The sequence below is a fragment of the bacterium SCSIO 12741 genome (assembly GCA_024398055.1).
Taxonomy (GTDB): domain Bacteria; phylum Bacteroidota; class Bacteroidia; order Flavobacteriales_G; family Salibacteraceae; genus SCSIO-12741.
Map to the genome: position 1 here is coordinate 4,774,830 of CP073749.1, position 15,931 is coordinate 4,790,760.

The window sequence follows — 15,931 nt, forward strand, 5'->3', positions numbered from 1 at the left end:
AAATTGGTTGACATATCTCCTACCTGGTTGTGGCCCTGTTCTACTTGTTCTATCCCTCTTGCTTTGTTTCTCTCCCAATGCGGTAAAGGCACAAGACATTCACTTCAGTCAATTTCTGTATTCTCCCATGAATCTGAACCCCGCAATGACCGGTCAATTTGATGGTCGTTACCGCCTTGTGTTCAACTACCGAAATCAGTGGAGAAGTGTTTCCCGCCCCTTCCAAACGATTTCGCTATCAGGAGATGCCAGAAGGTTTTTAAATCTCAAACGTTTTAACCTTGGGCTTGATTTTTACTACGATCAGGCGGGCACGTCGAACTTTCAAACCATTGAATTTTCGGTACCCATTTCCTATGAATTGCCCTTAACTGCCACCGACACGCTTCACCGAATTACCTTCGGCTTACAACCCGGTTTTGGCAACCAAAGTATCAATACCGACGACCTGACTTTTGACGATCAATATAACGGGAATCGCTATGATCCGGATTTGGCTTCCAACGAATCTTTTCCCAGACAATCGGTGTTCTATCCGACTGTATCCGCTGGAATCGCTTATCATTTTCCAGTTGGAAACAGTAGACTTCACGTAGGGGCAGCTGGGTATAATCTCAACACTCCCAATGTTACCTTCCAACTGGGAACAGAAAAAGAAATAGAACGACGATACAACCTCCATGCTGGTGGACATGTGCCCTTAGGCACAGATTGGTTTCTCACCCCCGGTTTGGTTTATTCGCGCCAGGGAACGGCCCAGGAATTTGTATTTGGAACAGAAATCAACTACCTCATCAATTCGAATCGTTACGTATACCAAGCCTTGTTTTTTGGATTGTGGAATCGGGGCAATGATGCCGCCATCACCAATTTGGGCATGTACTACAAAAGCTGGCGATTTGCCTTGAGTTACGATGTCAATTACTCTACCTTAAACCCGGCGAGTAACTACCGTGGCGGCTGGGAAGTTTCCGTCATTTACATTTTGCGCGATCTATTGCCAAAACGGGTCCCTTATAAATACTGTCCGAACTATATTTGATTCCATGTCATACGCGTTTCGGTTGGTCTTGGGATTCCTCCTGTTTACAGGCGTGGCAAACGCTCAGTCGCCCCAGCAATGGGCCCGGCATGGGGATGAATCTATGCACTCAGGAGATTTTCACGGAGCTTCCTACTACTACAGCTTAGCCGCCAAAGCCGATAGCACCGACATGCAATATTGGATGCTGTATGCCAATGCACTTCGAATGAACAACGACTACCGTAAGGCCGCTAATACCTACCAATACGTTTTTGAATACCCCAATCGTCCGGAGCGGTTTGAAGATGCCCTTTATTACTGGGGCAAAATGCTGCAAAGCTTAGGACAATACGATAGCGCTGAATTCAACTTCAGCACCTATATGAACTACTATGCCATGCGGGGAGGATTTCTCTACAAGGATGCCAAACAGCAAGCTGAAGCCTGTAAATGGGCCGCCAATCACGTTCAGGATTCAGTACCGCATAGGCCTGAAAACCTGGGAATTGGTTCCAATTCCAATTACGCCGAATTTGGAGGTAGCCTACTCAATGACAGTACATTAATCTACTCATCTCTCCAATTTTTCAAGAAGGATAGTTCCATGGAATTGGCCAAAATTGAAGAAGCCAATCGGTTCCAGCTGATGAAGGCCATAAAGCGAGATTCGATTTGGTATTCCGAAGGCAATTTAGACAGCATGTTCAATGTGGAAGGGGCACATGTGGCCAATGCCTGTTTTTATCCGGATAGTAATTGGCTGGTCTTTTCAGAGTGCGCCGATCCAGCGGCTTGTGTAATCAAATTATCCCGCAAAACGGAAGATGGATGGACAGAACCCGAACTTTTGGCTCCAACCATTAATCTGGAAGGCTTTAACAACACCCAGCCTTACATCACCTCTATTGGAGCTAAAACCTACCTTTTTTTCGTATCCAATCGTCCCCAGGGCAAGGGTAAACTCGACATTTGGTATTCGGAATACAACAAGCGTTACAAGGACTTTACCTACCCCAAAAACATGGGGCGAAATGTGAATACCGCTGGTAATGAAATCACCCCTTACTTTATGGCCGATAGCAACCGCCTTTACTTTAGTTCAGATTGGCATGAGGGCTTCGGAGGGTTCGATATTTTTCAGTCATCTGCCACGAGCTTGCGATCTGCCCGACCACCCGAAAACTTGGGACTACCCATCAATTCACCAGCCAATGATCTTTACTTTTCCTGGCCTCTGCAAGACAGTGCAGTATTCTTGAGTTCAAACCGCGAAGGTGGCTTCCGAATGGAGAATCAAACCTGCTGCAACGATATATACTCCTATACCATTTCTGCACCTGTTATTGAAGAAGTAGACACCCCAGAAGTTCCCGTAGATACAATTTCCCCTGTAGATACGCCAGTAGTTCCAATTCTGGTAACCGTGGAGCAAATCAATGAATACCTTCCTGTACTCTACTTCCACAATGACCAACCCAATCCGAGATCCTGGGCCAAAACCACAGATTTGACCTACCAGGACTGTTACGAAGAATACCTGGAGCTTCGCGAAGAATACATTGATTCCTATAGCCAAAACAAACCTGAAGAACAGCAGGACTCGGCCAAAAAGGCCATCAAATCTTTCTACCGGGACAAAATCCTAAAAGGTCGTCAGGAGTTTGATGTCTTTTGTGAATTGCTCTTAACACAGGTCACCAAAGGAGAACAAGTGGTACTCACCATTAAAGGTTACGCTTCTCCGCTGGCGAAATCCGACTATAACCTCAATCTAACCCAGCGAAGAATTGAAAGTCTGATTAATTACTTCAAGGTTTATAAAGAAGGTGCCCTTCTCCCCTATTTCGAAACAGCGGAAGAAGGAAAAGGCCATATTGAAATTGAACGAATTCCCTATGGTGAATCAAAGGCCTCTGCACAAACCAGTGATAACCTGGATGATAAGATTAACTCGGTATACAGTCCTTCAGCCATGGAGGATCGCCGTATAGAAATTTTAAAGGTTTCCCGACAGTCTACCGACTAAAGAGAGGGAATGAATTCTTACCTTTAGTACGATGAAATTTGTACTGGCCATAGCCCTGTTTTCAGTGATTTTCTTCCTGTTGGTACTGGTATTCTTATACACCAGGCAGGAAAAAATGATTTTTCTATCGGAAAAATTGCCGCGCCAGTTTGTGTTCAACTTTCCCGGAGAGTACGAAGAACGTTTCTTTAAACCCGAATCGGGTATTTCCATTCACGCCCTGCATTTTCGCAATCCAAATCCAAAGGGAGTGTTGTTTTATTTCCACGGAAATGCGGGTTCAATGGCTTCCTGGGGACAGTGGGCCCAACTCTTTCTGGACTACAACTACGATGTGGTGATGTACGATTACCGAGGCTATGGAAAAAGCAGCGGTATGATTAAAGATGAACAAAGCATTCACTCCGATGCCGAATACATCTATCAACGCATCATTCCTGAATATGCTGACAAGCAGGTCATTTTTTACGGCAGATCGCTTGGTACCGGAATAGCCGCAAGCTTAGCCACACGCTATCAACCGGATCAATTGGTGCTGGTTACCCCCTATTTCAACTTTGAAGATGTTGTGAGCCACCACTATCCTTATGTACCGGTTACGATTTTGTTGAAATACAAATTCACCACCGACGCCTTTCTCCCAGGCCTGGAATGCCCTATTTACCTCATTCACGGAACCGAAGATGAAGTCATTCCTTACGAGTCGAGTGTAAAATTGGCGGACTTAGGCGATCACATCGAGCTTACCACTATTCCGGGTGCCACCCACATGGATCTGCCCGATTTCCCCGTTTTTCGGGAAGCCCTCGAACAAATTTTTGGGAAAGAAGAAGACAAACAAGAAGAATAAGTCAGCTGAACATCAGCCAAAAAACATCATCCGATAGATTTCAGATTCAGAATTCCTAAACCGCCTCGGCCGAGAGCTTATCGTAATAATACCTCGCCTTCTCATCCAATTCCATCAGAGATTCAGGCAATGGTTCAATAGACCTGCTCGTTTCGCGTTGTTCAAAGCAGGTTGATTGATGTACCCCCTTGTACCACCACTCAGCCCAAATCCCATCTTCCTTTCTTGCTCCTGCAGGCCAGCTGAGCATATTTGGATCAAAGGGAATGTTTAAGCCTTCACATAATCTTCTCAATACCCCTTCCGGATCCTTCAGCAATTGACCGCTATCCAATACGAGTGGATTCTTGCCTTTGTTTTTTAGGTATTCATACAGTTCCCATTCACGTTGAACGCCAATGTCCCGCATAATGGGATTGGGTATCACCTTCTGAAAAGAACGAATAAGCTGCGTGGTATCCCGAATGAGGAACAAATTAGTCAGGTCATCCAGAAAGCCCAAATCCGTGTTGATGATGTGATGGGCCATGTTTTTAAAAAACACTACCGGCGTTTCATAAGGAGCGAATAGCACGTTTTGCTTGACTCTATCCACATCCTGATCCATCGTTGCCAATACCTGTTCCCTTCCCGGATGGTCTATATCCGTTTGATTGAGGTACCAAGCATAAAAGGGTTCATCAACAATGCTACAATCGGCTCGATTGCCAAATGAGTACATGAGGGCCGTAGACAGATTTCGTGGGCCAGAAATAAGGTGTATTCGGGTCATGACACTAATTTACACCCAAATGATAAACCAGGAAGCCAAGATCAGAAATGTCCAAAGAAAAATGCTCCCGATTAACTGAAGCAGGCTGTATTGTGTAAAAGGTAATCTTCCCGGAGGATGGGCCAAAGCTTGGGGTTGCTGTAAAACGTCTTTGGAAAGTTCAACCGGAAATTCACGGGCATTTATTTCATCTGAAAAGACGTATTTCCTTTTCTTCATCAATACATATACCCAAACCACACCGACAGCAATGAGCGCCAAAACCGGTGCTTCAAGGATGGTTAAGCCTTCATCGAAATACAGAGGCAATGTTATGGGAGCCGCTATTCCAAGCATCTTGTGAAGATAACAATTTATGGTCGAGCGGGAAATAACGATTTTTCAATCTTCAATCTTCAATCTTCAATCTTCAATCTCGAATCTCGCACCTCGCACCTCGCATCTCGAATCTCAATAAGTCCCTACCGAGAGCATAACTAAGGTGCAAGCGGCTTCATTGGCTATTCCATTGGCCGCGGCCAGCTCCATGAGTTCAGCATTTTCTGTACCTGGATTGAAGATTATTCGCTTGGGAGCCAGCTCTATCAGAAAGTCGTAATAGGGCTTCTGATTGGTCGGATTTAGATACAAGGTAACCGTATCTATATTTTTAATTCCTTCGAGACTGGTCAAAATCGGAATGCCCGATACCTCTGCTGATTTTCTTCCATAAAGAACCACCTCGTGGCCGTGCTTCAACAAAGATTGAGTGGCCAAATACGAATAGCGTGTAGGATTGGTAGAGGCGCCCATGACGAGCACTCGTTCTTGTTTTTCCATCCTACAAAAATACAGCTATCTCTCGGCTATTCGCTCTCTGTAGATGGTTGGTTTTTCCGGTGAACTGGGTGGTTTGTGGATGTAATAGGCATAATTGTCGTGTACCCGCACCTTTTCAACGAACTGGTTAGACAGTTTTACCGCATAATCGAAGGAACCGTTGCCGCAATTGATCTTTTTGAGATAGACATATCCCTTCTTCTCAAAAAGGCCGAAAAACTCTCCTCTATTCCGATCCAGGAAAACCTTGCTCTTCCATTCCCTGCGACGAGGTGGAATATGGTAGGAAATCTCCTGGCTATCCAAGGGCATTAGGTTTTCTGAATAGCGGTATAGAAAATTAGAGTAATGGTCAAAAATGAGAATGGTATCATTCACCACAAACAAAGGAGCATAAGGCTCTTCGTAGTAGATACTGTTTTGAAATCCACTCATAATACCGGCCATTTCCTGCTTGTCTAGATTGGGAAAAAACTCGGCCATTTCCCGGGCTTGACGTTGTTGGTCAATGGTCATATCATAGAACTCCCAGCGCATCATGTGATTGAGTTCTTTGTCCACGATGTTTCTGACCAATCGAAACAAGCTATCCCGGGTATCAAAGGAGTAATAGTTGAACCGAGGTAAATACCACAATTGATCGGAGAAGAATATTTGCTGATCCAGGGTATCATTGCAAGGTTTAACCCGAGCTCTGAATTCTTGTGCATTTACCTCGATAAGCTTTAACTCATCATCCTGGTAACGAATGAGGTAGGCCGTTTTTTCATACTCAAGAAATACGCGCCCCTGATAGTCTCTAAACAAGGTTTCGGGTTCAGTTGGTATGGCGATTTCATCCAATATTTCCTGATTCAAACCTGACAAGGTTAGCTTTGGGTCCTTCTTCAGATTTCGGGAAAAGGTAATCAGGATCAAGCGGTTGTCCATTACCTCAAAATCATGTACATAATGAACAAAGGTGTGAAATACGGATTCCGGCTTTCGGTCAGCAGTGGTGGTAAAATCGCCCAGCTGATAGACCTTGGGAATAAGCTTAAAATCTCTTCTCAAGGTATCCTGGTGCATGTGAATCTTTTCCGTGTAGGGCTCAAAGGCAACATGGGAAAACCTTAGAGTAATGTCGCCTTCTCCCACGGGAATTTGAAACCTTCCATCTCCTTTGCTTACTACGGCCAATTCTGGGCGACCATCTACCGAAATGTGTACATTGCGAATGGGCTTACCGGTTTCGTTGTGCACCATTCGACCGACCAATACCTGAGCTTCAGCAGCAAAACTCAAAAGGAGAAATAGGGCCATCGCCCCTGCTATGTTTAAGAACCTAATCATTCCAAATCGCTCAATTGTTCTTCGGCCCGGTTGCTGTAAAATCCGTTTCTGGCCTGAATTCCTTTTAGAAAATCGCGGGCTTCACCTGACTTGTTCTGGGCCAATAGATTTAAGGCCAAATACCAGGTAGCTTCTGGACGAAACACATCGGAATCCTCTTCCAAAAGAAGACGCAAAAAATCCTCAGACTTACCATACTCCCCCATTTGATAATGGCACATGGCCGAATAGAAGAGTCCATTTTGATCTTTTGAAACCGCTCGAAGAATGGTTTGTAAATGCTGCAGCGATTTTTCATAGTCCTCCTTATCAAAGGCCAGAATGGCTTTTTCCAACACATTGAGGTAAGGCACGTAATGATCGCCAACAGTGATATCTTCACCGGCAAACTTCCAATGAGAATAGCCAGGCTCCAAGCCAATCATCCATTCTTTATCCATGGGAACATTCCGTTTGCCGTAATCGTAAATTTTGTAGTTGTGCATGTAGTCGTAGCGGTAATCCGGAGCTTCTCTCCAAAGGCGCTGTTTGCGAGGTGCTACATACACCTTACCCGACTCTTTAGGAGTCATGGGTTGTAGGTGCCATACTTCACGGGCCGATTCGAGAACCACGGGCTCATCTATCGGAGTGGAGGAATGGGCCACCAAGACCGGTCCTTCATGCTCGAGATCTACTGCAGAAGATGGAATGGATGGGGAAGCTTTTTGAACCGCAGGAGTAGGTTCACTTTCCAATACAATTGGGGATGGATGAGCTTGTGCGTAGTTTTCTACCGCATCATTTTCATAGAACCAGGCAAAAGCCAACGAAGCCGCAAAGCCTGCCGCGAGCATTAGAAGAAGCGTATTAAATCCTTCGAGCCCGGTAGCTCCTCCGCCTGATTGAAGACCTGAATCAAATTGGTTTTCCAGGGCTTCTAATTCAGCTCCGGTAATTCCAAAAGACTCCAGTCCTTCCAAGGCGTCGGCATCCATGGGGTGATCCACAGCGGCTTTTTCCAGTCCTCGGAGATCTCCTGCTTCCGAGGCCTTTTCAAATATTTTATGCCATCCTTTAGTTTCCATCATTCATCCTTTCAGTTAGCCGGATACGTAGCATTCGCTTTCCGTTTTGAATGAGGCTTTTCACCTTTTTGAGATCAAGCTTCATTTGGTCAGCGACTTCCTGGTAGGAATAATCCTGCAGGTAAAACAGATCTAAACTCTGCTGCTGATCCGGTTTGAGTTCTTTTAAAGCTTCCTTGAGTTGATCCAATTGGGCTTCTTTGAGAATTCGCTGGTCTTGTTGGGACTCTTCTTCGTGTTGATCGTGTAGCTCTTGGTATTCTACCCAGATTCGTTGCGATCTGAGCTGACCCAGGGATTGATTTTTGGCTACCACATAAACGAATGATTTAAAGTCTCGGATTTCCTTTTCCCGCAAGAGAGGAAGGAGTTTTTCAAAAACTTCAGAGACTACATCCTGGGCTTTTTCTTTGTTTTTTAAGTACTTGAGACATACTCCGTAAACCAGGGGTAGGTATTGCTTAAACAAAATTCCAAGCGCCATCCGGTCACCGCTTTCGCGGTAGCGGGCCAACAATTCGCTTTCATTATTGTTTAACATACCCTCCTTTTTAGGCGGCGCTTGGAATTCGCATTAACACTACACTTGATTTACTTTTCATTATCGTCCGCTGCCGAAGTAACTTTTGGATTCTACCACAATTACTCCGCCTAAGCAGTCCCCATACATAGCTGGCACTCCGCCGGTATATACCCGCATATTGCCAATGGCCGCTCCGGGAATTCCTTGGTTTCCATCAAAGGTCTTTACGCCGTCCACAAAATAAACAACTGATCCGGAACGGGAACCACGTATGTATACATCTCCACCAGGCTCAGGCTGACTCACTTCTGAACTAATGGCACTGACCAGTTCCAGCATGTTTCCTCCTTTGTATGGCAGTCTATCGATAAACTCAGCATCGATGGTTTGTACTGATGGTTCATCTATAATGATCAAATCTTTGTAATAGACCATATCAAAAACTCCAAGGGTTCGGTAATTCATGTGAATATCCTTCATGATAGTAATTCGGCCACTCAGCACTTCCACTTCTTGAACTTTTACGGTGTCAAACCCACTAAAAGTTACTATTAAAGTATAGGTCCCGGTAGGAAGAGGTTTGATCGTAAATCGTCCGTCGATATCGGTTTGAGATCCATAAATATTGGCTCCCACCTTTACATATGCGTGGGCCGAAATTACTGGTAATCCATCAGGGTCAAAAACCTTTCCTTTAATCGATCCGGTTGCCTGTAACAAGGTGGAGGCTAACATGAAAGATGTGAGAGTAAGAATTGAGATTAAGTATTTCATAGCTTCATTTTTTAGAGGTTCAACATCAAATGAAAAGGCCTTTGATAGTTAGGATGGTTGGTTTTAGAAATTCCACAAAAAATTCACAAAAAAATTTTTTGTCCGGTTGGAATAGGTGGCCTGAACTCTTGCAAACGGTCTGTTTTTCAAGCTAACCGGAGGTTCTAAAGTTAAATCCGTCCAGACGGAAACATTCGAGGTTCATTCGGAAAGAAGATACCCTCTTGCCCAGAAATCTGACTAAATTTAGGATAACAAAGACCTAATTTTATTACTAAACCTGTTGACTCATGAAAAGTGCCCTATCTTTTTTCGGTTGCTCCTTCTTTAGAGACGATTAATACGTATCAAATTTCCCCTTTCCCCCTGTATTAACGTTCCACCCTAAGAACTAACATTATGCAACCCTATTCTCTGGCACTGATCGGAATTTCCGATCAGGCCTTCTCTCCAATTCATCCCTTGTGGACGGATCCGAGTATTCGTATAGCCCGAAGCTTTGAGGATCCTTATAGTTTTATGCAAGACAAAAACCTGGAACACTCCTTCACTTTATTGGTGATTGACGAACGGGCTTGGGAAACCTTGCAAACCCATTTTTCCGATTCATTGGCCTCGTACCAGAATCGTACGATTGTGGCTACCAGCAACCAAAGCCGATTTAGTCAGAATCATAAATCACAAAACATTCTTACGATCAACAAGCCGATTAATCCGGAAAAGCTTTTCGCCCTGGTTTTGGCCCTGATCCAACCCCTGAGACATGTACCCCTGCAATCGCCCGCCGAACAGTTGGTCATGGCAGGGTTCAACGATCGAGGGCAAGGTGTTCAGAAGGTGGCACTCGGCGATCAAAAATCGGTGCACTTTATTGATCTGAACGATATCATTTGTTTTCAAGCCAGCAGCAATTACACCACTGCGCGGTTAAAAGAAGGGCAATCGATAACTACATCGAGAACGCTAATGCATTATGAAAGGCTTCTCAAAAACCATGGTTTCATTCGGGTGCATCGCTCTCATTTAATCAATAGCCGGCATATAAAGCAGTTGATCAAGGCCACCAACACCTTAGTGCTGAGTGAAGATTTGAGGGTGGAAATCGCTTCTGACAGACGCTCTCAATTGCTTCAGGCTGTCGGAATTCCAAGCTAATCGATCTGAATCAAAAATTCGGCTCGGGTACCTGCAGAACTTCCGTCAGGATGAATAAGACGATGGAGGTAAAAGCGGTTGAGCGGAGAAAAGTAGCCAAGACGCTGACGAGTGAGGGATACTCCTTTGGAAGAATGTCCGGGCCGCGAATGATTGCTTTGAAGCCCTACTCCATTATCGGTAATGTGAATGAGTAGAAAATCGGTGCTGTGGAGGTCAAATACCAGATCAATCTTTCCAGGCCGATCCAAGTGAGCAATTCCGTGCCAGATGGAATTTTCAACCACCGGCTGCAGAATCATATTGGGGATGAGAATTTCTTCTGAGTCTACCTGCTCCGAAACTTGAATATTAAAATCAAAACGACCTCCGAGCCTTCTCTTTTCAATATTCATAAACAAGGTGAGGCGCTCTATCTCTTCGGCAATGGTAATGTGTGAATGCTCGGAAACGTCCATGTTAGTCCGAATCAATCGGGCAAAATCGGCGATAAACTCGATGGTTCCTTTCTTATCCGACCGACCAGTAAACGATTGAATGGAGTTGAGTGCATTGAACACGAAGTGTGGATTGAGCGTTGCATTTCTGGCTTTTTGCTCCAGGGATCGAATACGGTCTTTTTGCAACTGATGATGACGAATTTTGCGAATACGTCCTCGGTAATAGCGGAACAGCACCGAAACGATCAACAACTGTGCAATCAAAAGCGAACCTAAAATGAACCAATTCCTTTTCCAGAAGGGAGGCGTAATCGAAAACCGATAATTGGCCGGTTCACTCCAAATTCCTCCTTCTACCCTCCCCCGCACCGTAAAGGTGTACTCACCAGGAGCCAATGCTGTGAACTCAACCGAACTGGCATTGGTCGGAATCCACTCCTTATGAACGCCGATCAACTTATAGGCAAACTGGCGGTACTTAGGACTGGATGAGGCCAATAAAGAATAACTGATCCGAATTCCATTCTGGGTATAATCCAATTGCTGAAATTGGGGTGAGGAATAACTGGTATCTCCGATCACCTCCAGCTGGTGAATGATAACAGGATTGCGCTGCTCCAATTCCGATCCCAATAGATTCAAATCCAATTTAGATAGTCCGGAAACCGTACCCACCCAAAGCACATTGCGGATGGAGTCGTACATGACTTTATTGATTTCATCACTAATAAGGCCAGAAGCGGCATGAAATTTCACAAATCCGGCAGAATCTAAACGATAGAGGCCATCATTCGTCCCCACCCAAATTCGTTCTTCGGCATCCTGGTCCACGGTGCTACAATCGGTAAATCCTCCCCATCGGCGACATTGCCCCTCTTTCAACTGATACAAACCAAGGGAGGTAGCCAACCACAATGAACCATCGGCACCATTGTGCATTTCTTCAATCACCAAACTGGCTGGCGATTTAGGTAAACCGGGAAATTCGTCATTGACCAACCTCAGGCCTGGATTTCGGTCACCATATTCGTAGATATAAAGTCCTTTTTTTCCGGCCACCCACGAAGAAACCGAATCCCGGTACAGAATATCGTTTAATCTTTCAGGGCCATTCAGATGAGTTCGAGGCAGTAAAACATCGTATTTCCCATTGGCAATTTGTACGGATCGAATAAAATTCCAGTGCCCTAGAATATGAAGAGAATCACTTCGAAGACCTATGGAAGAATAGCTAGAAATAATAAGGGTATCATTCCCATCAACCCAATGAGAAACCAAGTCAGCCGAGTTAACTGACATGTGCCAATTTCCTTTTAGGTAATCAACCTCAATGATGAACTTGTCATCAAAGTTTGTCGTGTTAATTGGTTTTTTCCTTTTTACCGAGGAAACCAATTGAGAGTTTATCGGAGTCAATTTATCGTCAGGGGTAATCCACATCGCTCCTTTATTGGTGGAGAAACATATTTTACCCTCTTCAGATATGTCCATATCAGTAATGTAATCTGAGGGCAGTCCATCAACAATAGAGTAATTTGTAATCAGTGAGTGATACACCACATATAACCCCTTACCATGAGTCGAAATCCATAAGTTATTGCTGTTGTCTTTGTGTAAATTATTGACTTGAATATTTCCAAAATGGAAGTAATCATTCACATTGGCAAACCGGCCACTGGGAAATAGTTGAGCCACTCCATTCCCAAAATACGTGTACCATAAACTACCCTTGTAATAAGCTGTATGGTTCAGTTTATTAAAGGACTCAAAATTGTCGCGAATCGTGGTGATCCGATAATTGTCATTCAGGTCTATGCGGTACCAGCCTCGGCTGGTAAACAAATCCAATTCGTTGTTTTTATAATGATTCAAGGCCATGATTTTCATCCCCTCAGTTCCGGGTATGAGAGAATCTTCACAAGTAGAGTTGGTGTACCAATAGAGCCCCAGTTTGGTCCCGTAAGACAGGAGCATACTCGTGTCGCTCAAAGCGTAGTTATGTGCGAATAGTTCTTTGTGTAAATCATGGAAAAAATAGGCCCGGTCCTCACTCAAGTCATAGATATGGGCAGATCTACCCGAAGAATAGGAGAGATAGTTTAAATTGGGATTATAAGCCATTCCCAGAGAGGTCCACCATTTGGGCCCCAGGTCGATACTTTTTACCACCTTATTTTCCTTGAGCCAGTACAGCCTCATCGGTGACACCCCAACAGCAACAAGAGAGGAATCCCGTAGTAAAACAATGTCTTCACAGCTCAGTGAATTAAATCCATCGGCAGCGGATAAGGGGTGAAACCTTACGCCGTCAAACCAGGATAGCCCCTTATCGGTTCCCGCCCAAAAAAAACCATCCTTGTCTTGAGCAAAGGAATAAACCTTGTTGGTAGGCAGGCCATCGGCCAGGGTAAACTGTCGGTAAAAGTAGGTAACTGATTCTTGGGCTCGTGCAGCCTTATTTCCTCCCAGGGTTAGCCCTAAAAGCAAAGTAAGTACGAGTCCTATACTTGGACTTAGATTCCCGTAAACAATTCTGAACAACTCTCCTTGAAACTTTTTAGTCGACGGCGGGAAATCATCACTTCCGTTCCGTCTTTTAACCGAAGAACTCCACCATTTTCGAGAGTGAATTCTTCTACAAATTTCAGGTGCACCATATGAGACTGATGTACCCGCTTAAACCAGCGTTGATCCAAAATGCTTTCAAATATCCCTATCCCCTTGCTCACCGTTAGCTTTCGTCCATCGGCCAAGTACAAATCACAGTAGGAATTGTCGGCTTGAATTCGGACCAGCTCATCGGTATTCACCAATAAAAACCCATTTTGAGAAGGTACTCGAATCTTTTTCGGAAACTCCTCTTTGCCATAGGATTCAAAAAAATCTTTGAAGGCCTCCACCGTTTCCTTTTTCTCCTCTGCATTGGGCTCCTGGCTTTTGAGCTCATATTTATTGACCACGCGAACCAATTCCTGCGGCTCGAGGGGCTTGAGCAAATAATCCAAGGCATTGGCCCGTAACGCTCTCAGGGAGTATTGACTAAAAGCGGTAACAAAGATCACCTCGCTTTTCGACCACATAAGAGCTTCGGCCAATTCCAAACCATTGAGCTTACCCATATTAATGTCCAAAAAAATCAAATCAGGTTCGATTTCAGGAATCTGCTTGAGCGCCTGAACGGGGTCGGTAAATGTTTTCAAAACCTTTACTTCCGGGCAGTAAATGCCGAGTAAGTTTTGAAGATTGTCAATGGCAAGTGGCTCGTCGTCTATAAGGATACAATTGATTTCCATAGTCAGTGGTCGTTGAGTCCGGGATGGGTGATTTTCAATAATACAAAATGATTGCTTTCAAGGAGCATTTAATTGGATAAACAGATTCCAATTTCCGAGGTTTGGGCTGTTAGTTAAACGGTCTATTTTTTTAGATAAAGGAACATGAGCTCATTTTTTTGCCTCCCCTATTTGAATTTCTGAACATTTTTTCTTTTACTTTGTATTTCAAAGTACTTTTAATGGTCATGACAATCCGATGAAAACGGATCCAAATCAGAGGGTTGTCTCTTTTTTTAACTATAAACTTTGTTTTTCAAAGTACTTTTCAAAAACAAAACTCAACATGAAAAGAAAAGTAATCGGACTCCTACTCGGCAGTCTTTTGTTCAACTACGTTTTCTGGGGAGAAAGTCTGGGAATCAACCTCTTTCTCTTCTCACTCTTCCTCACCCTTTTCGCCGTTCCATTCCGGCTCGTCAAAACCGACAGGCATGTTCAAGTCTTAGCCTTAGGCGCTCTACTCACCGGATTTTCCGTACTATTTATCCACTCTACCATGTCTGTCGTGATTCATATCCTTTCCATGGTATTGCTCATCACTTTTGCCAATCAAGCAGGACGAGAGATCCTCAAATCCATTTGGTACGCCATACCCACCCTGGTGCACAATCTCCTTCTAATTCCAAAGAATATGCGCGATGGGATTAATCATTCTCAGCCTGAGGGAATTCCGGCGAAAGGATTGTTGCGCTTCTTGAAGCTATCCGTTTTTCCACTAATCGTTGTGGCCGTATTCTTCATTCTCTTTCGAGTGGCCAACCCCATCTTCTACGATTTCTCTACGGATTTCCTGGATTACGTTGGAGCCTATCTGGAGCACTTGTATGAAGTCCTTTCCTTTCCACGGATCTTCTTCTTTCTAAGTGGGTTCACGTTGGTTTTCTGGGCACTCTACTCCCAACACTCCGAAAAGTTTGCAGAGCTTGAATCCAGAATGAAAAACATCATCGAACGTATTCGTCCCAATCGCCCAAAGCCCGTTTCCACTTCCCAAGCAACCACTTCCAGCCATCCAAAACACTCCTTCATCGCCTTGAAAAACGAAAACCGCACGGCTCGAATCATGATGGTATTGGTTAATCTCTTGCTGGTTGCCGTTAACTTGATTGACATCATCTGGGGCTGGTTTGGTCTCGAATACAAGGGCGACTTCGACTTAACGGCTTATGTGCACGAGGGTACCTACATTCTTATTTTCAGCATCCTGCTTTCGATGTCGCTCATCTTGTATTTCTACCGAAGAAATCAAAACTTTTATCCCTTTCAAAATCAACTCAAACCACTCACCTACCTGTGGATTCTTCAAAATGCGGTACTGGTAATCTCTGTGGCCATTCGCAACTTGCAATACATTCATTACTATGGCCTGGCCTACAAGCGAATTGGCGTTTTCGTTTTTCTCACCTTGGTGCTTTTTGGCCTCTATACGCTTGTACTAAAAGTAAAAGATCGCAAGTCGGCTTACTACCTTATTCGTTGGAATAGCTGGAGCATTTATGCGGCTTTCATTGCCATAAGCCTATTTAACTGGGATGGCATTATTCTTCGACACAACCTCAAATTGGCCTATCCCCAAAACCTGGATATCGAGTTTCTGGTTTCGTTATCTGACAAGACACTGCCTCTGCTCGATCAGAATCGGCAGATTTTGGATATCGAAAACTGGCAACAGCCGAACAACAACTTCCACTACCAATTGGAAAGTCGAATTCAGGATTTCAAGGAGCGCTATGAATCCGAGTCCTGGCTTTCCTGGAATTATCAGGACATGCGAGCCTATCACCATTTTGGAGCCCAAACCTATCACTAAACCC

At 44.4% G+C, this 15,931-nt stretch carries 14 protein-coding genes; 5 read left to right on the plus strand and 9 right to left on the minus strand.

The window, feature by feature from the left end:
- The first annotated feature begins 7 nt into the window (after positions 1-7).
- The 3 genes from KFE98_20270 to KFE98_20280 are packed head-to-tail and all read left to right on the plus strand — an operon-like array spanning position 8 to position 3,900.
- Positions 8-1,042: a PorP/SprF family type IX secretion system membrane protein gene (locus KFE98_20270; GenBank protein ID UTW62308.1), complete on the plus strand. Its 1,035-nt coding sequence runs from the start codon at positions 8-10 to the stop codon at positions 1,040-1,042.
- 4 nt (positions 1,043-1,046) lie between these two features.
- Positions 1,047-3,050 carry a PD40 domain-containing protein gene (locus KFE98_20275; protein UTW62309.1) on the plus strand — a complete coding sequence of 668 codons (2,004 nt, stop codon included), beginning with the start codon at positions 1,047-1,049 and terminating at the stop codon, positions 3,048-3,050.
- Between the two features lie 31 nt (positions 3,051-3,081).
- Positions 3,082-3,900, plus strand: coding sequence for an alpha/beta fold hydrolase (locus tag KFE98_20280; GenBank protein UTW62310.1), 819 nt, complete (start codon positions 3,082-3,084; stop codon positions 3,898-3,900).
- A gap of 55 nt (positions 3,901-3,955) precedes the next feature.
- Here KFE98_20280 and KFE98_20285 read toward each other — a convergent pair whose 3' ends face one another.
- From KFE98_20285 to KFE98_20315, 7 genes are all read right to left on the minus strand, one after another.
- Positions 3,956-4,672 carry a sulfotransferase family protein gene (locus KFE98_20285; GenBank protein UTW62311.1) on the minus strand — a complete coding sequence of 239 codons (717 nt, stop codon included), beginning with the start codon at positions 4,670-4,672 and terminating at the stop codon, positions 3,956-3,958.
- A 9-nt stretch (positions 4,673-4,681) separates the two neighbouring features.
- Positions 4,682-5,008: a hypothetical protein gene (locus KFE98_20290; protein ID UTW62312.1), complete on the minus strand. Its 327-nt coding sequence runs from the start codon at positions 5,006-5,008 to the stop codon at positions 4,682-4,684.
- A 114-nt stretch (positions 5,009-5,122) separates the two neighbouring features.
- Entirely contained in the window at positions 5,123-5,491 is a 369-nt protein-coding gene (locus tag KFE98_20295; protein ID UTW62313.1) for a CoA-binding protein, read from the minus strand.
- A 15-nt stretch (positions 5,492-5,506) separates the two neighbouring features.
- Positions 5,507-6,823 (minus strand): carboxypeptidase-like regulatory domain-containing protein, encoded by a 1,317-nt coding sequence (locus KFE98_20300; GenBank protein ID UTW62314.1) that lies wholly within the window; start codon positions 6,821-6,823, stop codon positions 5,507-5,509.
- On the minus strand, positions 6,820-7,893 hold the full coding sequence (locus tag KFE98_20305; GenBank protein UTW62315.1) for a hypothetical protein: 1,074 nt from the start codon (positions 7,891-7,893) through the stop codon (positions 6,820-6,822). The genes KFE98_20300 and KFE98_20305 overlap by 4 nt, the downstream gene beginning before the upstream one ends.
- Entirely contained in the window at positions 7,880-8,431 is a 552-nt protein-coding gene (locus KFE98_20310; protein ID UTW62316.1) for an RNA polymerase sigma factor, read from the minus strand. The genes KFE98_20305 and KFE98_20310 overlap by 14 nt, the downstream gene beginning before the upstream one ends.
- 60 nt (positions 8,432-8,491) lie before the next feature.
- The gene (locus KFE98_20315; protein ID UTW62317.1) at positions 8,492-9,187 is read right to left on the minus strand and encodes a carboxypeptidase regulatory-like domain-containing protein; all 696 of its coding nucleotides are present in this window, start codon (positions 9,185-9,187) and stop codon (positions 8,492-8,494) included.
- 399 nt (positions 9,188-9,586) lie between these two features.
- Here KFE98_20315 and KFE98_20320 point away from each other — a divergent pair, with 399 nt between their 5' ends.
- The gene (locus KFE98_20320; protein UTW62318.1) at positions 9,587-10,342 is read left to right on the plus strand and encodes a LytTR family transcriptional regulator; all 756 of its coding nucleotides are present in this window, start codon (positions 9,587-9,589) and stop codon (positions 10,340-10,342) included.
- On the opposite strand, the gene KFE98_20325 is transcribed toward KFE98_20320, so the two are convergent.
- Positions 10,339-13,323: a histidine kinase gene (locus KFE98_20325; GenBank protein UTW62319.1), complete on the minus strand. Its 2,985-nt coding sequence runs from the start codon at positions 13,321-13,323 to the stop codon at positions 10,339-10,341. The two genes, KFE98_20320 and KFE98_20325, sit on opposite strands and share 4 nt — an antisense overlap.
- Complete coding sequence (locus KFE98_20330; protein ID UTW62320.1) at positions 13,296-14,075, minus strand: response regulator transcription factor; 780 nt, start codon at positions 14,073-14,075, stop codon at positions 13,296-13,298. Before KFE98_20330 ends, KFE98_20325 begins: the two co-directional genes overlap by 28 nt.
- Positions 14,076-14,400: 325 nt before the next feature.
- Here KFE98_20330 and KFE98_20335 point away from each other — a divergent pair, with 325 nt between their 5' ends.
- Entirely contained in the window at positions 14,401-15,927 is a 1,527-nt protein-coding gene (locus KFE98_20335; GenBank protein ID UTW62321.1) for a DUF4173 domain-containing protein, read from the plus strand.
- Positions 15,928-15,931 lie beyond the last annotated feature (4 nt).